Below are 22,608 nucleotides of genomic sequence, written 5' to 3' on the forward strand. Positions count from 1 at the left end.
ACGTAAATGGCAGGTTTTTGAATAGTTATTTACTATAAAAATCAGAAAAATGACCAGACAAAAATAATTAACATCCACAAGATAACAGCTTGTTTCACTAGCCGTAAACTCGCTTTAATATGTTTACTTTGCACAACCTCTCCCTCACCTAATTGTGGAGAGACAACCGTCTTGCCAAAGTAAACGGCACTACCACCTAAACACGCTTTAAGAACCGTTGCACCAGATGCCATTACCCATCCACCGTTGTGGCTTTTATATTCAAGGCTTTGTTGGTATGCATTAGTTAACGCCTGTTTAGCCGTGCTATTAAATAAACCAATCACGACAAATAATAATGTGGTGATTTTAGCACTGACAAATCCTAATAGATCATCCATTCGCGCACTGCATTTTCCAAAATAGTTAAACTGATCAGTTCGATAACCCCACATTGCATCTAAGGTGTTACTCAAGCGATGTATTATCACTAGCGGCGCTCCGCCAATAACAAAATAGATAAGCGTTGCAGTGACACCATCATGGCCATTTTCAAGCATAGATTCGGTGGTTGCTCGACTGATTGCTTGAGCATCTAATTGGCTAGTATCACGGCTCACGATATAAGAGCAATAATGTTGTGCTTGTGCTAAGTCATTATTGATTAATGGTTTATAAATTTGCATGCCGTGCAGATTCAAACTATTTAATGCCACTGCCCAGTAAACAATATAAATATTAACTAACACAATCAGATAAATAGGTAAAATCCAAAGCAAGAGAACATACAGTAATGGCAATGGTAAAACTAATAAACACCAAGCGATAAGGCCACCGATAAATTGTTGTTTATAGTTACCTTTATTGAATTTTTTTTCTAATTTGTTGGCAAAGTTACCAAATATAATTAAAGGATGAAAACGGGTAGGCTCGCCAATGAAATGATCCACCACCAGCGCAGCTATCAAGGTAAACAGCAATATCATAATTTTGAGAACGTTCCTGTTTCTTGATCATAAGTCATGGCAATTAATTGCGCATTTTTATAATCATAACCAGTACTTAATACTTTTTTTGGTGATGTTTTAGATGATGATGCTTCAGATAATGATACTTCCAATAATAAGGGTTCATTAAATTTCGCCATAAAAGATCGCAAAATATCGCCGTGACTGACAATTAAAAAAGTTTCATTATTCGCCGTTTGTAACTGGTTAATTAATGCTTTTGTAAAACGTGCTAATAACTCTTTTGCACTTTCACCGTGTTCAGGTTTACAGTCAGTAATGTGTGAGGTGATTTCATTATAATTAACATCTCCATTCACTTCGCTCACTAACTTACCTTGCCAAATACCAAAATGACGCTCTTCAAAACCAGGAACAGACTTAACGGTTATATTTAACTGTTCTGCACAAATGTTAGCCGTTTGAACGGCACGTCCTAATGAAGAAGTTAACACCTGGGTGATATTTAACGCACGACACTGAACAGCTAACTGTGAAGCTTGTTGTTCACCTTCTAACGTGAGAAAACTATCAAGCTGCCCTTGAATACGACGCTCAACGTTCCATTCAGTCTGTCCATGACGAGCAAGATAAAAAGTAGTTTTGTTATTCAAATGTCAGCTCTTATGTTTATCAGAAGGTGTAATTGGACAGCGTTAATCAAATTTGATTCCCATTAATAGCAATCAAAAATAAATTTTAAAACTACACGTCTGTTTAAAATAAGACATGTTTTAAAAATCAGACGTTTTTTAAAATATAAAGTAACTAATGCTAACCTGCCATTAGTTACTTTATAGTATAAAAATGAGACGCGACTATATCAATAACAACTATTTTTTGTGTGCTAATGCTTCACCTTGAACGCCATTATCAATGCGCTCTTTTTCTTCATCCAATAACCATTGTGGGAATTGTCCCATGAAACAACAACAGACGCCTTCACCAATCATGGTTCTAGGCCCTAATGGATGTGCAATATGTTTATACACACCGTGACTATGAGGCTCTACATGCGTATGAGCGTGGTCATGGCTATGAGAATGATCATGTGAATGTTCACTATGTGAGTGTTCGGTGTGTGAGTGTTCAGTGTCATGTGAGTGACCGTGTGAATGCTCATCATGAGAATGTGCATGATCGAGGCTGTGAGAATGATCATGATCGTGCGAATGAGCCTGCTCTTTTGCTGGATCTTGATATTCTGCATGATGATGATGTACATCAACTTCACCAGCAGCTAAACGACGTTTAAAAATCGCCATCAAATCTTCTTCACTTGCTTGTGTATTATCCATGATGTCACGAACACGTACTTCAAATGCATCGATGACTTTTTCATGGTCACGTAAGTAAGGGGTATTAATAAACTCAATACTTGGATTTTCTTTTGCTACTTTATCAACGTAACCAGAAATACGTTTGATTAAACGGCCTGTAAATAGGAAATAAGGCGCAACCACAATACGTTTGTAATCAAGTTTAATCAGCTTTTCAAGGCCAACACCAACAGAAGGATAAGTCACACCAGAATAAACTGTATCAGCCCAACCAAAGCCCATATTTTCACTAACAATACGGGTTAATTTAGCCGCTTCTGCATTGGCTTGAGTATCAGAAGTACCACGGCCAACAACCACTAACATCGTATCGTATAATTCAGCAGGTGGGTTATCAGCATCTAACCCTAATGATTCATAAATACGTGCTTGAAACGCCTTGATCATTGGATCTTGTAAACCCAACTCTTTACCGTAACTTACTGCTAAACCTTCATTTTGTTCTTCAAAAGTAGTTAATACAGACGGAATATCATTTTTAGCATGTGTTGCAGCAAATAACATACCCGGTACCGCATAAATATGCTCAACACCTTGGTTGATCAAACTGTTTAAACCCATGTGAATGTTGGGCGCAGAATACTCTAAGAATCCGTATTCAACAGGCAGATCAGGAAAACGTTTTTTTAACCCTTCAGCAACCAATGAGAATTCCATTTCAGCGTCTTTATCACGGCTACCGTGACCACAAACCATAATGCCTTTCTTAACTACTTTATTATTCATTTTTAATCTCTTTATATCTTTTAATTGTTTTTTATTTACACTTCATTTGGCGCTATTAACTTGCTGTAAACGGAATTGATTCGGCTTGAACGCATTTATTTCGCCATGGTATCAATGACAGCTAAAACAGCAATCGACAATTGTTTATTTTTTCTAAATTCGCATCACTAGATTTGCGTACCTAATCATTTAATAACGACAACTACTTACTTTCTGGCCAGCTATTCTCAAACAAAAAAGTATCAACGTCAGCGGCCTGAGCCCAATTTTGTTCAATCAACATTGGTTTTTCATAAAACTTTTCAACGTGCCCGATACATAAAATAGCAATCGGTCGACTGTCTTCTGGCATATTTAATAAATTGGCCAATTGAATGGGATCAAATAAAGAAACCCAACCAAGGCCAATGCCTTCAGCGCGTGCCGCTAACCACATATTTTGAATCGCACAGGCCACTGACGCTAAATCCATATCGGGCATAGTACGACGACCAAACAGATGTTTCTCACGCCCTTCAGGCAAGGCAACAACAATCAATTCAGCACACTCTGAAATACCTTCTACTTTTAATTTTAAAAAGTCATTTTTACGTTGATTCAAAAGTTCTGCTGTTATGTTACGTTCAATTTCCACTAACGCTTTTATCGACGATTTTAATGCATTATCTGTAATACGAATAAATCGCCATGGCTGCATTAAACCAACGCTAGGCGCCTGATTAGCAACCGTTAGCAAACGTGTTAACAATCCTTTTTCGAGCGGTTCATTACTAAAGTGGCGCATATCTCGACGTTCTTTAATAACGCGATAAACCGCTTCTTTCTCAACTTGACTATAGCTATGCTGACTTTTCATTATTGACTACTTTGTTTTTAATTAAGTGCTTTTTTGTTTTGCTTTATATCTAACTGACTTTACTTAGCTTCTTGCATCTCATCACACTGTAACAGCAGATCTTGTAGCTTTTGTTGATATTCATCAGGTGCTTGCCATAAACCACGTTGTGCCGCTTCCATTAAACGTTCAGCCATTTCTTCCATAATTTGTGGATTATTATCTTTTAAAAATTGCTGATTAATATCATCAAACAGTAACGTATCAGTCACTTGCTCATATTGATAATCGGCAATCAAATCAGTGGTCGCATCATAAGCAAAAAGGTAATCAACCGTTGCGCCCATTTCAAAGGCACCTTTGTAACCATGTTCGCGCATTCCTTCAATCCATTTAGGATTTAAAACACGCGAACGTATCACGCGATTCAATTCTTCTTTTAAGGTACGAATCACCGGCTTACTTGGATTACTATGGTCACTATGATAAATGGTTGGTGCTTTACCTGAATACACTTGTGCCGCGTTACTCATGCCACCTTGAAATTGGTAATAGTCATCGGAATCTAATAAATCATGTTCACGATTATCTTGATTTTGTACTACGACTTCGATATTACTCAGCTGATGCAAAAAGGCGTCTTTTGCTTGCACACCATCTTTATCACTATTGCCGTAGGCATAACCGCCCCAATTTAAGTAAGCTTCAGCTAAATCGCTTTTATCTTCCCAACAACGTTCATCGATTAAACCTTGTAATCCTGCGCCATAAGCACCCGGTTTAGAACCAAATACACGATAACTGGCTTCGCGTTTAGCCTCACCAATTGCCATACCATCGGCAATTAACTGTGCTTCACGTTGTTTAATATTTTGTTGGATTAAATTACCACTGCCCGGTTCATTGAGTTCGCTAATGGCAACCACAGCCGCATCAAACAATGCCATTACGTTAGCAAAAGCATCACGGAAAAAGCCGGAGACTCTTAAAGTCACATCAACTCTTGGACGATTCAATAATTGGAATGGAATAATTTCAAAATCCACCACTCGATTACTGCCTTGCGCCCAAATAGGTTTAACGCCCATCAATGCAAATGCTTGAGCAATATCATCACCGCCAGTGCGCATAGTTGCCGTTCCCCAAACCGATAAACCGAGTTGCTTAGGGTAATCGCCATGTTCTTGTAAATGTCGATGGATTAACGCTTGCGCAGATTGTTGACCCAATACCCAAGCTGCTTTCGAGGGAATTGCGCGATTATCAACAGAATAGAAATTGCGTCCTGTTGGTAGTGTATCTAATCGACCTCGCGTTGGTGCGCCACTTGGCCCTGCTTCAATAAATTTTCCATCTAACCCGTCAATGATTGCACTTAATTCGTTTTTAACACTTTGATTTAACGCGGCCTGAATCGTTGATTTTGCATAGGTTAATAACGCTTGTGTTGCTGGGTAATGATTAAGTTCAATAAGGTCATTATTGTTAAGCAAAAAGTGCTCAACCCATTCTAACGCCAACAACTCTAAACGCTCACGCGTATCCGCATGCGTTCGCCATAGCGTTTCACTTACTTTCATTAATAGATCTGGTTTTTCACCATTCCATTGTTCGCGAGTAGCTTCTAAAGGGTCAAAAGGTTGCTCATTCACCATCAGTGAAAAATCACTCACTAATGCGTGTAAAACACCTTGATTTATAACGCCTTCTCCACGGGGTAAACGTAATAAAGCAATCAGCGTATTCGCCACTTTATGTGGTTCCGGCAGTTGCCCAAGAATATGCAAACCATGACGAATTTGCGCTTCTTTAATATCACAAAGGTACGTATCTAATTCTTCCAAAACTTGGTTATCGTCTTCACGCGCCGCTTCATTTAATTCATCGAGAATATTAGTGCTTTGTACTTTTTCTAAAATTTGTTCACGTAACCACACTTCACGGCGCACATCTAAACCCTGTGCTTGGTAATATTCATCGACTAACCCTTCAAGCTCAGCCAACTCGCCATAAGTTTCAGCACGTGTCATTGGCGGCATTAAATGGTCAATTATCACCGCTTGCGTACGTCGTTTGGCTTGCGCCCCTTCGCCGGGGTCGTTAACAATAAAAGGATAAAAATGCGGCATTGGACCTAATACAGCATCAGGCCAACATTCGTTAGAAAGCGCCAGTCCTTTGCCCGGCAACCATTCTAAATTACCGTGTTTACCTACATGGATAACCGCGTTGACTTGATAAGTAAAACGTAGCCAAAAGTAGAATGCTAAATAATTATGTGGCGGCACTAAATCGGGATCATGATAGTTAGCAAGCAAATCGATATTAAAGCCACGTGCAGGCTGAATGCCGACAAAGGTTTCACCTAAGCGGATCCCTGAGATCATCAAACGTCCATCACGACATTTAATATCATCTTCGGGTTTACCCCAACGTTCTGTAATGGCTTGCTGACTCACTAACGGTAAATCTGCAAAGGCTTTTTTGTAATCACTTAACGACAAACTCTGCCAACAGGCTAAATGATGTAACGTATTGGGATTGTTGGTTACTGATTCTAATAAGGTTTCAATCAGTTTGTTACCATTTTCAGGCACGCTATCAATAGGATAATCCGCGTCCTTTAAAGCATTTAAAATATTCACTGTGGAATTGGGCGTGTCTAATCCCACGCCGTTGCCTATACGCCCATCTTTGGTTGGATAGTTAGCTAGGATCAACGCAATACGTTTGTTGTTATTATCGGTAATTGAAAGCTGAATATATTTTTTAGCCAACTCAATCACAAATAAAGCGCGCTCGCTGTGTAATTGATATTGCACTAATGAAATTTGTGTTTTTTCGTCAAAAAAAGCTTCGGTTTTAAAGCTAATGGCACGTGTTAATACTTTGCCATCCATTTCAGGCAAGACCACCTGCATAGCAATATCACGGCTTCGTAAACCTTGTTTGTAATCCGTCCAATCCTCTAACGTACTACTTGAAAGTACCAGCTGTAAAATAGGAATATCAACGGCAAATAGGCGCTTAAAGCTATTCGGTTGAGAGCTTAATCCGGGACTGCTCACGGTATTCGCAGCAAAGCCAGTGCTGTTTAAAATCAAACGACAATAATGCTCACTTAAAAGTTGATTCACCACACTCATGGCTTGTTCATCTTTTAACGAGCTAATCACTATTGGTAATGGGTTTAAACCATTCGCTGACATCAACTCAATAAACTGATCAAACATCTCGCAGTTAGCTGATTGTAAATGACTACGATAAAAAATCAGTGCGACGACACTTTGCTCACTTTTCCATTTACGTCTGATTTGTTGCTCATTATAAAACTGCGCAACAGGTAAAAAATGAGGGTCATTAACATCAATATTTGACGCAAAATAAAGCTGATTCAAATAAGCAAAAAGCTGTGCACTATTATCCAATCCACCAGCACGTAAGTATCGCCATACTTGATGTTGAATTTTTTCGGATACATTTGATAATTCAATTAACTCAGGGTCAACATTATCATCACCGGGCACTAAAATAAGTGTGCGATTGGATTTTGCTTTTGACCAGCGAATTAATCCTTCAACACCATATTGCCAATAAGCTTTACCACCTAATAGCGACACAACAACCACTTCCGCTTGCTCTAATACTTTATCTTCATAAAGATCAAAAGCTGCAGGTTTTAATAAGTTAGTCCAATTCACTAAACGCGTTTCAGCCAAGCTATTCGAAGACAGGTTTTTCGAATATTCAGCATTCACCTGTTTAGCTGTCACCTTTTTAAATCCGGCAGAAAGTGCCGTTAACTGACTATCAGCAGCACTAAACACGACCAAAGGCGCTGGCGATTGTGCTAAATCGACAATGCCTTCTTCTTCAATAAATCCGCCTGGTTGTGCCGCTAATAGATGCATTTTTTATTAAACCTCTGCGCTTTTTAAGATAGCAATAACCGCAGCTTCGTCTAAGCCTTTACCGATCAACACTAATTCAGTTTTTGGCGTTTCAGTGGCTTCCCATAAACGGTCGAAGTGGACTTCTAAACGTTTACCAACCGCTTGCAATACTTGGCGCATAGGTTTGTTTTCAACAGCAGCAAAACCTTTAATACGGAATAAGTTAAATTCGTTTAATAGTTTTTCAACACTTACTTTTAGTTTGTCAGCATCAATCGTCCCTAAACTGATCACCATTGAATCAAAATGATCATGTGCGTGGTCATGATGTGCACCGTGAGCATGATGGTGGTCATGATGGTTATGGACTTTATCAATGGTTTTTTCAGTGCCCGCATTAATACCGATTAACACTTCCAGTGGTACATCACCATTATTGATATAAGCGGTTTTAACTGAGCTTGGTACACGTTTTTCTATAACGGCTTTAACGCGTGCTTGCTCTTCTTCGGTTAATAAATCACTTTTACTCACTACGACTAAATCAGCAGAGTTAAGCTGATCGTCTAATAATTCTTGTAAACTTGGGTCATGATCTAAACTTTCATCTAATGCACGCTGTTCTTTTACTTTATCTTCATCGGCTGCAAATCGACCCGCTGCAATTGCAGGACCATCAACTAATGTAATAACAGCATCTACGGTACAATATTCTTTAATACCCGGCCAATTAAAGGCTTGTACTAATGGCTTCGGTAACGCTAAACCTGATGTTTCAATTAAGATATGATCGATTTGGTCACGACGTTCAACCAATTTTTTCATGACAGGTAAAAACTCTTCTTCTACCGTACAACAGATACAACCATTCGCTAATTCGTAGATGCCATCATCGCCACCGACTAATTCTGCGGCTTCATCTTCACACTCCAAAGGACAACTACGTAGCAATTCTGAATCGATATCTAATTCACCAAATTCATTCATGATCACGGCGATACGTTTGCCTTTTGCTTTCTTAAGCAAGTTTGCTAATAACGTTGTTTTACCGCTACCAAGAAAACCTGTTACAACCGTCGTTGGAATTTTATTTAATGAAACGTTCTTATTTGCTGCTGTCATTTTTGACCTCTAATTCTTCAATGGAAAGTGTGTTTTTACGGCGACGGAAAATATTAGGTTTATCTTTTTTATACAGGTACGAATCTTCAAAATTGGTCGTATCCAATACGTGACCAACCAGAATAAGCGCCGTTAATTTAAACCCTTTCGCTTCTACTTTTTCAGCGATATCAGCTAATGTACCCGTGACTTTATCTTGATCAGGCCATGAGCTGCGATAACAAACAGCCACAGGACAATCTTCACCGTAATGTGGAATAAGCTCAGCAACAATTTTACGGATCTTAGTGATACCTAAATGAATCGCTAAAGTCGCACCACTTTGTGCAAGCTGCGGCAAACGTTCGCGTTCTGGGAAAGGTGTTTTACCTTCATAACGTGTCATGATCACCGTTTGTGATACACCTGAAAGCGTTAACTCTTTACCTAAGTATGCAGCAGAGGCGGCCGTTGCACTCACACCCGGAATGACTTCATAGTCAATTCCATGTTTTTCTAAACGGCGAATTTGTTCAGCAATAGCGCCGTATAATGCAGGATCACCACATTGCAAACGCGCAACATCCTTGCCTGCTTTTGCAGCTTCAACAAAATACGCTTCCATCTCATCAAGATTGATTTTAGCCGTATCAACAATCAACTCTGCACTGTCTTCAACATCTTGCAACGTTTGACGTGGAATCAATGATCCTGCATACAAGACTACAGGACACTGCTTTAACAAACGCGCCCCTTTAATGGTCATCAATTCAGGATCACCTGGCCCTGCGCCAATAAAATAAACTTTCATGTAAAATCCTTTGTTTAGTAATTAGTTGTCAGTAGTTAGTTACTAATGACTTACAGTTTTTTCTTGTAACCACGTGGTGTATAAACCCAGTTTTTATCACCGTTGACGATATGACGAGACTCACTATTACCCACGCTCACTAACGTAAACATATCCACATCTTTTGCATCTAACTCATCTAAACGGATAATACGGATACTTTCATCTTCACGGGTCAACTGACGACCTAATAAAACCGGTGTTGATGCTGGACGATATTTCAATAACACATCACGGGCATGGTTAAGCTGCCAGTCACGTTTTTTAGACACAGGATTGTAGAAAGAGATAACAAAATCGCCTTCGCCTGCGCTGTGAATGCGTTTATTAATCGTTTCCCAGGGCGTTAACAGGTCTGACAAACTCACTGTACAGAAGTCATGACCTAACATTGCACCAATACGGCTTGCACCTGCTTGCATCGCAGAGATACCAGGTACAACATCGATTTCAACCTCTAACCATTCAGGGTGTTCTTCAAGGCCTTGAAGCTGTCTATCCAGCAATTCAAAGACTAATGTTGCCATCGCGTAAATGCCAATATCGCCACTTGAAATCAATGAGGTAGTTTTGCCACTTGCTGCTAAATCTAATGCTAATCTTGCACGTCCAATCTCTTCACCTAGTGGTAAATCGTGGTGCACTTTATTATTACAGGGTTCACCTAGAAGATCTAAATAGAGTCCATAAGCCACTAAATCGGTACTTTGTTGTACTGCTTTTAATGCTTTAGGAGCCACTAAATCAGCATCACCCGGTCCCATACCGACAACAAAAAGTTGTTTTTTATTACTCATTTTCTTCCCTATTTTCTTTTAACTTATTTCTTAATTTAAATTCTTAACTTAAGCTCTTAACTCAGATTCTTAACTTAGGCTATTAACTTGAATGATTAAGCCCATTTCATAACATTAACAGTAAATGTTATTGCATATACGATCGTGCTATTGAACACGTCGCTTGTTTATTTTTATGTTTATTTAATAGCAGTTCACTGCCGTTATTGGTCATCTGTTGTGCTTGGTATAAAGCTGCCGACTCTGCAACGCCATAAACACCAACAGTTTTAAAAATATAATCAGACTTAGTAGAGAGTCGCTCTTCCATTAACCCAAGTTGCTCAGTATTAAAGGTCAAATAGGGTTTGTTCATAGTATTGGCTAATGCAATTAATCCCAATTCATCACTTTTAATATCAATACTGGTAATCGCGCTAACATCATTAATCGTTAAACCTGCTTTAGCTAAGCACTCATCTAATAAACCTTGTAAAACAGACTCTGGACAATGTCGCTCACAACCCATACCAACCACATAAACAGGTTTTAAATAACGATTGGCAGTAGTAATCACTAATTGATTTTCTAGCAGATTTGAAACTTGTCGTGCAAGTTCATTCGCTCCACCTTCATGGCCTGATAATAACGGGATAACAAACTGCCCATTCTCATCAAGTACTAATACAGCAGGATCTTTATACTTATCTTTAATAACAGGCGCTAAAGCACGCATCACGATACCTGTAGCACAAATGAAAATTAACGTATCACCTTGTTGAAAGTAATCTTGTACTGACTCTGTAAAAGGGGCGGGTTTGAAGTAGACTTCACTACTTTTCACGGTTGAATCATCAACAGTAAAAAGATGTTGTAAACGCCTCGCTAGTTGTAATCCAACTTCCGTTAAACAGATAATTCTAATCACGCCTTCTCTTCCTGACGCGCTTCTTTACGGGTAATGACAAACAATGAAAAATACGGGCCAGCTTGATCGGCTAATTGATTCAAATCTGTAATCACTTGTTGATTATCACGGCTGATATATTCTAAATAGTTAGCATCATCAAAACGTTTTGTTTCTTTTAATAACGCTAATAAACGCGGTCTTTCGATGCCTGCTTTCATGATCACAACGGCATCATGTTCTAATAAAGCGGTTTTAATTTTTTCATCACTATGACGTCCAGTGATCACTGCGAAAGATTGCTTCAATACCGTTAATGGTATTTGCAACTCAGCGGTCGCAGCCACAAAAGCAGGAATACCAGGAATAACATGTGAAGCGTATTGGTTGTCTAAACGCTCTAATAAATAAGTAAAAGATCCAAAGAACAACGGATCACCTTCACATAAGAAAGCGACGGCTTTCCCTTGTTTTAATTGTTCTTGAATTTGCCCTATTGCTTTGTCGTAAGCTAAATTAGCCGCAATACGTTCACGAGACATCGCAAAGCGAACCCCTAAATGTAGTTGCTTTTTAATAGGACTTTTCAATGCTTCAACAGCGATATCAAGTGCTTGCGATTGTCCTGATTCATTTTCTAAATAACAAATAACATCAGCATGTTGAATCGCACGATATGCTTTTAAGGTCAGTAATTCAGGGTCACCGGGGCCAACGCCCACTCCAATAAACAGGCCACCTTGAACTGTTGAAGCAAGATCATTCATTTTCTATTCCTTTACTATTTCTGTGTGGTTCTTTTTGATAAAGCTAAATAAGCTAACAGACAAAGCAGGATTGTAAGCAAGTTGCCCACCCAAAGTTCTACTTTTATTAACGGCAACTTGTAATGTTTCTAATTGACTATCTTCAGCAACACTTCGTTTTGTATAAAAACTTAGCAATTGAGACTTGGTTTTTTCCATCACCGCAGAAACAACGATTTGACCGTCTTCAGGTAGTTTTCCCCAAAGTGTTTCTAGTAATTCAGATAATTCGCCATCACTGCCACCAATAAAGATTTTATTAGGAGTTGGTAAGCCAACCAGTGCTTCTGGCGCACGTCCAAAAGTACTTTTCAGGTTATTCACAACACCGAACTTTTGCTTATTTAATAGCAAACAATCAAATCGCTCTTGATTATGTTCAATGGCATAAATCTTGGCTTTAGGTTGCCAATAAGCCATCTCAACTGATACACCACCACAACCTGCACCGATATCCCAAATAATGTCTCTTTTGCTTGGTTGTAATAGTGACAAAATAGCTAAACGCACTTCACGTTTGCTGATCATCCCTTTACTACCTAACTCACCCGTTTCAAAATCAGCATCTTTAATGCCCGGAAATTCAGGTAAATAACCTTTGTTTGCACCACAAATAACAAAAGAAACGTGTAACGCATCAAAAGTTTGCAGCTCCCCTTCAGATTCAGCCTCTAATAATGCTTGTACTGTAAATCGAGATATTTTTTGTTCAGTGTAACCAAGACGTTCACAAACAATGATTTCAGCTTCAGTAAATCCTGTTTCTTCACAAACTGCCGCAAGATGATGCGGTAAACTGTCTTTATCAGTTAACAGTAATAAGGTTTGCTGTCCTTTCAAGGCTACTTTTAATTTAGCCAATGGGCGACCATGTAAGCTCACTACATGCACATCTTGTTGTGCAATGGATAGGCTATGACATGCCTGAGTAATACTAGAAACCGCAGGGAAAAAGCGTACAGTTGCATCGTTAAAGTGTTTGCTTATCCAAGTACCAATACCGTAGTAAAGAGGATCGCCAGAACCGAGAACAACAACTTTTTTCTCTGTTTCTATTAACGCTTTTAACTCTTTTAATTTTGGAATAATTTCAGTTCTTGGCGGCAAGCTAATTGATTGAGGTTCAACTTGTTGTTGCTCACCTTCACCTAAGGTTTCTATCTTAGGCTGAATCGCTAAGTGCTTTTCTAATGTTTTTAATTGACGCTCAGATCCAATCACCAGATCCGCCGATTGCAATGCCAATAAAGCTTGATCGCTGAGCATGGCATTTTCAGCTACGCCTAAACCAATCACTGCAATTTCACGCACTGACTTAGACGACAATTTAGCGCTGCTATCCAATTTAAAACCAAGCTTTTCTATAAATTTTTTAATAATATTCATTAATACAATTCTCCTTTGATACAACGTAATAAGGCATTACAGCTTGCACTGGATACAGCACTGCCACCTTCGCGCCCCAATAAAGTAATACATTCAATACCTAACTCTAGATGAACATCCCATAACGCTTGCTTCGATTCAGCGGCACCGACAAAACCAACGGGCATACCAATAATCAAAGCAGGTTTAGGTGCCCCTTGATCAATCATTTCTAATAAACGAAATAAGGCAGTCGGTGCATTACCAATCACCACTACACTGCCTTCTAAATAAGGTAACCAAGCTGTTAATGCAGCCATGGTTCTAGTTTCACCTGTTTGTTTGGCACGCTCAGGTACACCTTCTGCATTTAAAAAACACAAAGGATCGGTTTTAATCATTCGTTTCGTGATGCCTTGTTTAACCATCTCAACATCACAGAGAATTGCCGCCCCTTTTTTCAACGCATCAATACCTGATTGGCAAGCGCGTTCACTCAATCTAACCTGTGACGCAACCGCAGGAATACCAACGCTATGTACAACACGCATTACCACTTGTTGGGCTTCTATTGATAGATGGTCAAGGTCTGTTAAGGTTCTAATTTGGCGAAAGCTTTCATTCTCGATCAAGCTCGGATCGTGGATATAATCAAATTTCATTTTTAAACTCAGTTGATGCGCCAGAGGGCGCGAAAGCAGATTTAGATAATTTAGACGATGCTAAGCATGTTTGTAACAAGGCAATGCAGTCAGCTGCATTATCAAATTCATATTGTAATGGTGCAAGCTGTGGGCGTTTAAATTGATAAACGGGAATGCCTGCCTGTGCAGCCGCTTGTATTTTAGCGTAAGTAGCCTCACCACCACTGTTTTTACTAATAATGGCGTCTATTTTATATTCTTGAAGTAACTGTTTTTCATCTTCTAACAGGAAAGGTCCAATCGCTTTTAGCCAAGTGACATTGCTTGGTAAGATTGCTCTTGCTGGCATCGCTGTTCGCAGTAATAGATGCTTGGCTTGTTTGGCGAGCTGTTCGATAATATCTTGCGAGATTTGCCCAGCAGTCATAAATAAAGACTGATGTTGAGCTACTTTTTCAATTAATTCTGGCCACGCTAACACTTCAATCCAATGATCATTTTCGGTTTTAAGCCACTGCTTACGGTGAAAACGTATTGCGGGGATAGATAAACGCTCAGTGACTTGCGAAATGGTATGACTCATTTTCTCAGCAAAGGGATGTGTTGCGTCAACAAGGTGAGTTATTTTCTTGTCGGTTATGTATTTTTCTAAGCCACCAAATTGCGTAAAACCACCGCTAATAACAGGCCCTGGTACCGTTGCTTTACGCACGATCCCAGCAATGCTATAAACCACATCAAAACCTAACTCAAATAATTGAGTGGCCAGTTTACGACCATCTGCTGTGCCACCGATGACTAAGACTTTCATTGTTTTATTTCACTATTTAATTGTTCGTCTGATATTTTAATCTGATGTCCATTTTTATCAAAGCGATCATTGTAACTATTCGCTACAAATAAGCCTTTTCTATCAACGGCCCAGACCTCTACTTCAATGGATTCATGAACAATAGTTTTAGCAAACTTTAATGCTTCAACACACACAACACTCGCAATATCTAATCCAGCTTCTTTGGTTTTATTTAACACTTCAATAGTTGTATTAGCGTCCAGTATTTGCTGCTGTAGTGTTTGCGACGCCCCTAAGGATTTAGCAATATTAGCTAACTGCTGAAAATCGATACTCGATTGACGGCTATTTAAGTCTAAATGTCCATTGGCAAGCTTAGTTAACTTACCAAAGCCCGCACTAATACTGAGCTTTTTAATTTGGTTACCTGTTTTAGCATCGACTTTCTCACGGCGTAAATATTTCAACATCGCACCAACAAAGTCGCCCATTTCAATTAAGCTCACTTCATCCATTTGATAAAATGCTTTAATCGCATGCTCACTAGCAACACCCGTCGAAGCGGCCAAATGAGTGAAATTATTAGCGCGCGCAACATCAATGCCTTGATGAATAGAAGCAATGTAAGCAGCGCAAGAATAAGGACGGACAATACCTGTTGTGCCTAAAATAGATAAACCGCCAATAATACCCAAACGACTATTCATGGTATTCAGTGAAATCTGTTCACCATTTTCAATACCAACTGACACTTCAAAACCACCACCGTATTGATAAGCTAGCGCATAATGTTCAAGATGTTCGCTCATCATTTTTCGTGGTACAGGATTGATAGCGGGTTCGCCAATTGCTAATACCAAACCATCTCGAGTGACAGTACCAACACCTTCCGCAGCTTTAAACTTAATACCTTTTTCAGCAGTTAAACGTAATTCAACAAATAAGGTCGCACCATGAGTCGCATCAGGGTCGTCACCAGCATCTTTAATAGTGCTGGTACGAATACCATTATCGATTGGTTGGTAACTGATAATATCTAGATCGACTTTTTCACCACGTGGTAAGGTGATTTCAACACTATTGGGTTGCTTGTTTGCCAATAACGAGCGCACAGCAGCAACACAACAAGCTGTTGCACAGCTTCCTGTGGTTAAACCATTACGTAATGGTTGTTCTGTTTCGCTCGATTCAGGCCACATAAACGTCGCCTACTGTTGTGCTTGCATAGCAGATTGCTTTTGATTAGCAGCGCTTGAAGCATTGATAGGTGAAGCCGAACTTTCAGCATTTTTATTAGCGTCTGAAGTCGCGTAGTTTTGCCAATCGGTTAGCTTTTGTTGATCTACAGCTTGTAATTTCCCGGTAAACAAATCGGCAATCAAGGTTGGATTAGACGGAAAAAATAGATGTAAGTAGCTCGCCGTTAATTTCTTATCGCGATAGATAGCTTCACCAGGTGCAGGGTGACGTTGACGTTGCCCATAGCCCATTGCATCAACTTCCATGATCGCACGAGATCGATGATGTGCATGCCCGTGTATTTCACCTTCTGGTAACATGGCTTTTTGCATGCCCTGACAACCACGCTTACCTGACATACTGCCTTGACCATTTAACACACCACACATTTTATGATGTTTGTTATCGAGATCCACCAGCTCATTCAAACAATAAAGAAACCCTCCACACTCAGCGAGCACCGGCTTACCTGCATCATAAAAATCAGAAATTTGTGTTTGTAATTGTGTATTCGCGGCAAGTTGTTGTGCATATAACTCAGGGTATCCGCCGGGCAACCATAAAGCATCAGCATGGGGTAATTGCGTCTCCTTTAACGGAGAGAAATAATGCAGCGTGGCGCCCATCTCTTCTAATAATCGCGTATTAGCTTGGTAGATAAAACTAAAAGCAAGGTCACGTGCAATAGCAATCTTTTTACCTTCAAGTAATTTGCCTACTTTTTCAGTTTTTCCGGCATAAAAATCAACGCTTGGCGGTAATGTAAGTAATAGGTTTTCAGTACTGTCGTTGCCATCCGCACGTTTAACACCATCAGTTAACCATTCACAACCCAATGTGAATTTTTCTTCTAATTCATCAAAGACTTCACTGGCTTGCACTAAACCCAAATGACGCTCAGGCAAGGCAATATCGGCATCTTTTTTAAGACACGCTAATAACGGTAATTGTTCAGCAAGCGCATCTCGTATTAGTTGAGCATGACGTTCACTGCTGCAGTTATTAGCGATTAAACCATAGCAACTATAATCATCACGAAAATTAGCAAGGCCAATAGCAACAGCGGCTGCAGTTTGGGCCATACCTTTTACGTCCATCACTATCGCAACAGGAATATTAAAACGAGCAGCTAGGTCGGCACTTGAAGGTTCACCATCAAACAACCCCATCGCACCTTCGACTAAAATAAGGTCGGCTTCTTGTGCTGCTTCATACAATTTTTGCTGGCAATAGTTCTCACCGGCCATCCACATGTCTAATTGTTCAACATGTCCATGTGATGCTTGCGCTAGTATTTGCGGATCAAGATAATCAGGTCCAGTTTTAAAAACACGTACTACTTTGCCTTGCTCAGTAAAGTAACGAGCAATCGCCGAAGTAATCGTTGTTTTGCCTTGCCCTGATGCCGGAGCGGCTAGAAATAATGCGGGGCAACTTGCTTTCTCTGTCATCTTTTTCCTACTATCTATTTACATTAACCAGTTATATGTCTATTTTAAATTAATTCTATTTTAGCTTTGCTTCACTTTCAACTTTGTTAAGAAAACAAGGATCAAGGTGAAACCGCAAAATATTGTGCATCTAACTGATTTGCTAATACACGGCCACGACCACGTTTTATCTGTGCGTTTTCAATATCAATTAACAATGTGGGTATATTCAATTTTAAATCGTTGATATCAATACGGCTACGACCATCAGTGATTAAATAACAAAAAAATGAGACACCTGGATATTGTAGACTAAGTTGTTTAATACTTTGCCCTGCTTTTTCTAAAATCAATCGTAAAGGAGTGCCTCCGAGTGCGCTGATATTATCCAATAAACTAGTCACTTTTTTCGGTGCGCGTCCTGCTTTAAGAATCGTTTCAACATTATTATTTCCAAAACCTAATAAACTGATTTTATCACGCTGAATGTAGGCTTTGTCAGTAATATTCATCACCACTGATTTAGCGATTGATGACAAACTATCACTTAATGTAGAAGCAGAAGTGTCCAATAAAATCAGGTGTAATTTTTCCTTACCAGTATTGACCTTTTTAAATGAAAATGTTGCAGGAGGCCACTGCCCTAAACTATTGGTTAGCGTGTTAAACCAATCAGGTTTATTACTTTCCAACGTTGATTTTTTCTCACCTTTTGTGGTGTTACCCTGATTATTTTTATTAAAGGCTTCACTCAATAAAGTCGTATTTAAAGCATCACTCAAAGTACTATTTTGTAAATTTGGCAGCTCTACTTTTACAGTTTCATTAGTTTTTTGCTTTTCGCCTGCTTGGGCTGGCATTGCTCCCCATTCTCCAACATTACCTTCTTGATCAGAAGACTGTTCAGCTTGTTCAGTATTTTTCTGTTCAGACTTCGGTTCTGGTTTTAATTCTGACTGTGATTCATTTTGTTGAGGTGCTTGAGGTCGTGAAAAACCACCGTTATTATTTTTTTCTGATGGTTTATCTGGCGATGATCCAGCCTGAGATGAGCTTGAAGGAGGCGGCGAGCTTGGACTTTGTTGACGATGTAATAAAACCAGCGGGGCAACTTGCTCGATATCTGCAAAGGTCACTTCTTTCCTTCCGAACCATGCTGCATGCGTTAAGCTCGCTCGATGCATCATAATATCAGCACGTAACCCATCAACATTAGCTTGCTGACAACGCGTTGCGATTTCAATCAAACAAGTATCATCACATGTCACGCTAGGAAGTAACTCTTGTGCATCACTTATTTGTTGTTGTAATAGTATTTGCTTCGCTTGGTAATTATCACAAAAAGTAACTCTATCTTTCTCAAAAGACTGACGCGTTTTAACAATACTAATGCGTTCTTCGATACTATAAACATTATCCAATTCCACCATTAAACCAAAACGATCTTTCAGTTGTGGACGCAATTCACCTTCATCAGGATTCATTGTGCCAATTAAGGTAAAACGAGCATCATGCCGATGGCTAACGCCGTCTCGCTCAACAATATTCACACCACTACTGGCAACATCGAGTAACTGATCAACAAGATGATCGGAGAGAAGATTAACTTCGTCGACATATAACACGCCTGTATGTGCTTTTTTAAGTAAACCAGGCGAAAATTTAATTTGTTTATCTTTTAATACGTGGTCTAAATCCAAGGTACCAATTAGCATTTCTTCGCTAGCACCCAAAGGCAAAGTTACAAACTCAGGTGTCATACCTTCTGTTACTGGCAAGAGATCCGCCACTGCGCGTGCTAATGTCGATTTAGCACTACCACGAGGACCTGAAATCAACACGCCGCCAATTAAAGGATTAACAGTCGCAAGCAATAGCGCGAGTTTAAACAAGGGTTGACCTTGTACCGCACTAAAAGGAAAAATAGTTTCTTGTTGCGCTTGATTCATGAATTTTTGCTCATCGTATTTATTCATAATAATTTTCTATTACAGTAACCTAAGCTACTGCTACCGTTGCGGCTAACTGTTCAGTTAACAAACCATCTTTAAGATTAAGTTGTCTTGTTGCTAATTTATCTGAAAACAACTTATCGTGAGAAATAATAATCATCGCTTGTGGTAAAGCTTGCAACACATTAACTAAACGTGTTTTTGCTTTTTCATCCAGCGCGTTAGTTGGTTCGTCTAAAATTAACACTTTTGGTTCCATCACCAAAACACTGGCTAAAGTGATCATACGTTTTTCACCACCAGAAAGCTGATGTGTAATACGCGATTCAAAGCCTTGCATCCCTAAGTTTTTCAATGTTTGTAATGATTTATCAATAGCTTGTTGCTTAGTAAAGCCTAAATTTAACGGTCCAAACATGACATCTTCTAACACGGTAGGACAAAATAACTGGTCATCAGGATCTTGAAATAATAGCCCCGCTTTAGCGCGCAATTTATTAAACTCTTTTTCTGTTTTACAAGTTGCACCAAAACCAATGATGTCACCTTGCTTCGCTTTTTTTAAACCAACAATTAGATGTAATAAGGTTGTTTTTCCAGCACCATTATCACCATTTATCACCACACGTTCGCTTTCGTATAAAGCAAAGTTAACATCCTTTAATACACTGCCACGTCTTGGGTAAGCATAGCTAAGGTTGTTAATTTCAATCAATGGAGTATCGACTTTAGCCATTGGTTTATTTGAATAAGTCATCAATATTGAGCCCTATTAACAGTACTAAAAAACATAAAAAAGCCAAACTAAAAACCATATCTACTCGTCCTATTTTCATCTCATCATTAAGATAATAACGACCGCAAAAACCACGGCATTTCATTGCATCTGAAATACGTTCAGCACGCTCTACAGAACGAATGAGCAACATACCAAATAAATAACCAATGCTTTTCCAAGTATGTCTATTGGTGTGTAATACAAAAGCACGTGCTTGCATTGCACGACGCATCTTTTTATATTCTTGGCTGATCACATCTAAATAACGCACCATAAATAACATCAAGTGAACCAATTTATCAGGTACTTTAAGATGTGCAAGTGCGTGACCTAAGGTTGAGGCACTCATGGTCGCAACTAAAGAAAATAATACCAATAGTACGGCATTTGCTTTTACCGTTATCAATAGCGCATGTAATAAGCCCTGCCAACTCGCCGTCAACCCAAACACACTAAAAATAGGATCGCCAGGTGTGGTAAAGGGGAGTACACAAATCAACATCAGCATAAACAAATCCATCGCCACAACACGACGTAAAGTACGCTTAATATTAAGCTTGCTAGATTTAACTAATAAAAAAGCACATAACAAACCTAATAATGCAGGTACAAAATATTGACTCGATACAACCACTAATGCAAAGAGTCCAGAACAAACAACACGTACACGTGCATCAATATCATCAATCCATGATGCTTGGTGTTTTAACGCCTGACCAGACCAAGATGTCAGGCTATGTTCTAGACCTTGTGACATTATTTTTTTGCCTTTAATTTACGTTCTCTTAAAAAAGCAACTAGCCCTAATAAACCAAAGATGTAACCAATACCACCGATAATATCGCGTAGACCTGATTTTTCTTTTAATGCACTAATTTCTCTACGTAAGGGCTTTATCTGCTTAGCAATCGCTTTTTCTAACATCAGCGGCGTAATTTGGTTTTGAATTTGTTTTTGAATGACAGTTTGATTATTCATCGCTTGATTAGTATTTACAACTTGCCCATTACTATCAGAGGTTTGTGTTATGCCGCTTGTAGAAACGGCAGCATTAGAGCTTGCCGTTGTGGCTATTTCATCATCCAAACTATCTGGTAGTTCTTCTGCGGGTAACTGCATCTTTAAGAGATGACCCGCCCCCATGTTAATTTCAAAAACATGGGTAATGCGTTTCTTAGCGGTAAAAACAAAGTAACCTTCACCATCAGTAACCGCTTCACCGAGAGGTGTTCCCGAGGTATCCGACACTTTAACGACAGTACCTGCATTGGCCATAGATCCATTTGAAAATCCAGCTTCACCTTCAATAGTAAACCCTTCAGCGTAAACGCCACCGACTACGTTATGTGCGATAGCAGCTGAGCTAAACCCCATAAAAAAAAATAATAAAATAAACACCATACCCATCATTAAGGCATTTGCTTTCATTAATTCAATGCGTTTTTTCATTAATGAGTATCCTTAGTAATAAATTCAGGTTTAACAGTATGAATTAGATAAACAGCCGCATAAGAAACAAACCCTTCGATGATCATAATGGGAATATGAGCAGGTAATATGGCTTTCGCAGCTAATACAAAGGAATCACCAGATAACGCTAAGGAAAACGCTACCATCAATGAGGTGATAATGATTGCACCAGCGCCACCAATAGCGCCCCAAATTGCAGCAACTTTTGCACTTTCATGACGAATACCGTTATAACAAAGGTAATAAATAATCACAGCAGGTAATGCAATATTCAGTGTATTCACACCGAGTACCAATAAACCACCAAAACCAAAGAAGATAACCTGCAATAACAGTGCAACCAGCAAGGCAGGAAAGGCAACCCACCCCAATAAAATGCCTAATAAGCCATTCATAATTAAATGGACACTCGAAAAGCCTAATGGTAAGTGGATATAAGAAGCAATGAAAAATACCGACGCTAATACACCAACTAATGGTAAATGATCATAATCCATTTTTCTAAGGCCAATAAAAACCCCAATAACGGTTAACACAGCTCCAGTTATCAATACAGGAGCGGATAATGCTCCATCAACAATATGCATAATTTACCTTTTTACTATTTAGTTAACATTCCAACATATTTCAAAAAACTAAACAGCTCAATAATTTACAAAGCCATTCTAGAATAGACTTTTTATCATAAAAAATAATTTGGCTTGATAGATATAGTAA

The 22,608-nt window shown here is 39.1% G+C and carries 20 protein-coding genes; all 20 read right to left on the reverse strand.

The genetic code is table 11. The features are described from left to right. Nucleotides 1-41: 41 nt before the first annotated feature. Entirely contained in the window at nucleotides 42-965 is a 924-nt protein-coding gene (locus GQR59_RS13095; RefSeq protein ID WP_236546762.1) for a cobalamin biosynthesis protein CobD/CbiB, read from the reverse strand. Next, the gene (locus GQR59_RS13100) at nucleotides 962-1,600 is read right to left on the reverse strand and encodes a histidine phosphatase family protein (RefSeq protein WP_160063402.1); all 639 of its coding nucleotides are present in this window, start codon (nucleotides 1,598-1,600) and stop codon (nucleotides 962-964) included. Before GQR59_RS13100 ends, GQR59_RS13095 begins: the two co-directional genes overlap by 4 nt. A gap of 219 nt (nucleotides 1,601-1,819) precedes the next feature. Continuing rightward, nucleotides 1,820-3,052, reverse strand: coding sequence for a sirohydrochlorin chelatase (locus tag GQR59_RS13105; RefSeq protein WP_160063404.1), 1,233 nt, complete (start codon nucleotides 3,050-3,052; stop codon nucleotides 1,820-1,822). Nucleotides 3,053-3,254: 202 nt separating this feature from the next. Beyond that, nucleotides 3,255-3,908: a 5,6-dimethylbenzimidazole synthase gene (gene bluB / locus GQR59_RS13110; RefSeq protein ID WP_160063406.1), complete on the reverse strand. Its 654-nt coding sequence runs from the start codon at nucleotides 3,906-3,908 to the stop codon at nucleotides 3,255-3,257. A 59-nt stretch (nucleotides 3,909-3,967) separates the two neighbouring features. Then, nucleotides 3,968-7,798, reverse strand: coding sequence for a cobaltochelatase subunit CobN (cobN, locus tag GQR59_RS13115; protein ID WP_160063408.1), 3,831 nt, complete (start codon nucleotides 7,796-7,798; stop codon nucleotides 3,968-3,970). A gap of 6 nt (nucleotides 7,799-7,804) precedes the next feature. Next, complete coding sequence (gene cobW / locus GQR59_RS13120) at nucleotides 7,805-8,902, reverse strand: cobalamin biosynthesis protein CobW (RefSeq protein WP_160063410.1); 1,098 nt, start codon at nucleotides 8,900-8,902, stop codon at nucleotides 7,805-7,807. Beyond that, nucleotides 8,886-9,692 (reverse strand): precorrin-4 C(11)-methyltransferase, encoded by an 807-nt coding sequence (gene cobM / locus GQR59_RS13125; protein ID WP_160063412.1) that lies wholly within the window; start codon nucleotides 9,690-9,692, stop codon nucleotides 8,886-8,888. Before cobM ends, cobW begins: the two co-directional genes overlap by 17 nt. A gap of 50 nt (nucleotides 9,693-9,742) precedes the next feature. After that, entirely contained in the window at nucleotides 9,743-10,528 is a 786-nt protein-coding gene (gene cobJ, locus GQR59_RS13130) for a precorrin-3B C(17)-methyltransferase (protein WP_025565687.1), read from the reverse strand. Between the two features lie 127 nt (nucleotides 10,529-10,655). Then, a complete protein-coding gene (locus GQR59_RS13135; RefSeq protein WP_160063414.1) occupies nucleotides 10,656-11,435 on the reverse strand; it encodes a cobalt-precorrin 5A hydrolase in 780 nt (259 codons plus the stop codon). Continuing rightward, on the reverse strand, nucleotides 11,432-12,181 hold the full coding sequence (gene cobI / locus GQR59_RS13140) for a precorrin-2 C(20)-methyltransferase (RefSeq protein ID WP_160063416.1): 750 nt from the start codon (nucleotides 12,179-12,181) through the stop codon (nucleotides 11,432-11,434). The genes GQR59_RS13135 and cobI overlap by 4 nt, the downstream gene beginning before the upstream one ends. A 3-nt stretch (nucleotides 12,182-12,184) precedes the next feature. Further along, entirely contained in the window at nucleotides 12,185-13,606 is a 1,422-nt protein-coding gene (gene cbiE / locus GQR59_RS13145) for a precorrin-6y C5,15-methyltransferase (decarboxylating) subunit CbiE (protein ID WP_160063418.1), read from the reverse strand. After that, nucleotides 13,606-14,247: a precorrin-8X methylmutase gene (locus tag GQR59_RS13150; RefSeq protein ID WP_160063420.1), complete on the reverse strand. Its 642-nt coding sequence runs from the start codon at nucleotides 14,245-14,247 to the stop codon at nucleotides 13,606-13,608. Before GQR59_RS13150 ends, cbiE begins: the two co-directional genes overlap by 1 nt. Then, the gene (locus GQR59_RS13155; protein ID WP_160063422.1) at nucleotides 14,237-15,040 is read right to left on the reverse strand and encodes a precorrin-6A/cobalt-precorrin-6A reductase; all 804 of its coding nucleotides are present in this window, start codon (nucleotides 15,038-15,040) and stop codon (nucleotides 14,237-14,239) included. Before GQR59_RS13155 ends, GQR59_RS13150 begins: the two co-directional genes overlap by 11 nt. Beyond that, nucleotides 15,037-16,221, reverse strand: coding sequence for a cobalt-precorrin-5B (C(1))-methyltransferase (locus tag GQR59_RS13160; protein WP_160063424.1), 1,185 nt, complete (start codon nucleotides 16,219-16,221; stop codon nucleotides 15,037-15,039). The genes GQR59_RS13155 and GQR59_RS13160 overlap by 4 nt, the downstream gene beginning before the upstream one ends. Nucleotides 16,222-16,230: 9 nt before the next feature. Next, entirely contained in the window at nucleotides 16,231-17,712 is a 1,482-nt protein-coding gene (locus GQR59_RS13165) for a cobyrinate a,c-diamide synthase (RefSeq protein ID WP_160063426.1), read from the reverse strand. Nucleotides 17,713-17,813: 101 nt separating this feature from the next. Further along, entirely contained in the window at nucleotides 17,814-19,667 is a 1,854-nt protein-coding gene (locus tag GQR59_RS13170) for an AAA family ATPase (protein WP_201288107.1), read from the reverse strand. 22 nt (nucleotides 19,668-19,689) lie between these two features. Continuing rightward, nucleotides 19,690-20,400: an energy-coupling factor ABC transporter ATP-binding protein gene (locus tag GQR59_RS13175; protein WP_201288108.1), complete on the reverse strand. Its 711-nt coding sequence runs from the start codon at nucleotides 20,398-20,400 to the stop codon at nucleotides 19,690-19,692. Then, complete coding sequence (cbiQ, locus tag GQR59_RS13180; RefSeq protein WP_160063428.1) at nucleotides 20,384-21,178, reverse strand: cobalt ECF transporter T component CbiQ; 795 nt, start codon at nucleotides 21,176-21,178, stop codon at nucleotides 20,384-20,386. Before cbiQ ends, GQR59_RS13175 begins: the two co-directional genes overlap by 17 nt. Continuing rightward, the gene (locus GQR59_RS13185) at nucleotides 21,178-21,870 is read right to left on the reverse strand and encodes a cobalt ABC transporter permease (protein WP_160063430.1); all 693 of its coding nucleotides are present in this window, start codon (nucleotides 21,868-21,870) and stop codon (nucleotides 21,178-21,180) included. The genes cbiQ and GQR59_RS13185 overlap by 1 nt, the downstream gene beginning before the upstream one ends. Next, a complete protein-coding gene (cbiM, locus tag GQR59_RS13190) occupies nucleotides 21,870-22,478 on the reverse strand; it encodes a cobalt transporter CbiM (protein WP_160063432.1) in 609 nt (202 codons plus the stop codon). The genes GQR59_RS13185 and cbiM overlap by 1 nt, the downstream gene beginning before the upstream one ends. Nucleotides 22,479-22,608: the final 130 nt, after the last annotated feature.

The sequence above is a fragment of the Psychromonas sp. L1A2 genome, from assembly GCF_009828855.1.
Lineage (GTDB): Bacteria > Pseudomonadota > Gammaproteobacteria > Enterobacterales > Psychromonadaceae > Psychromonas.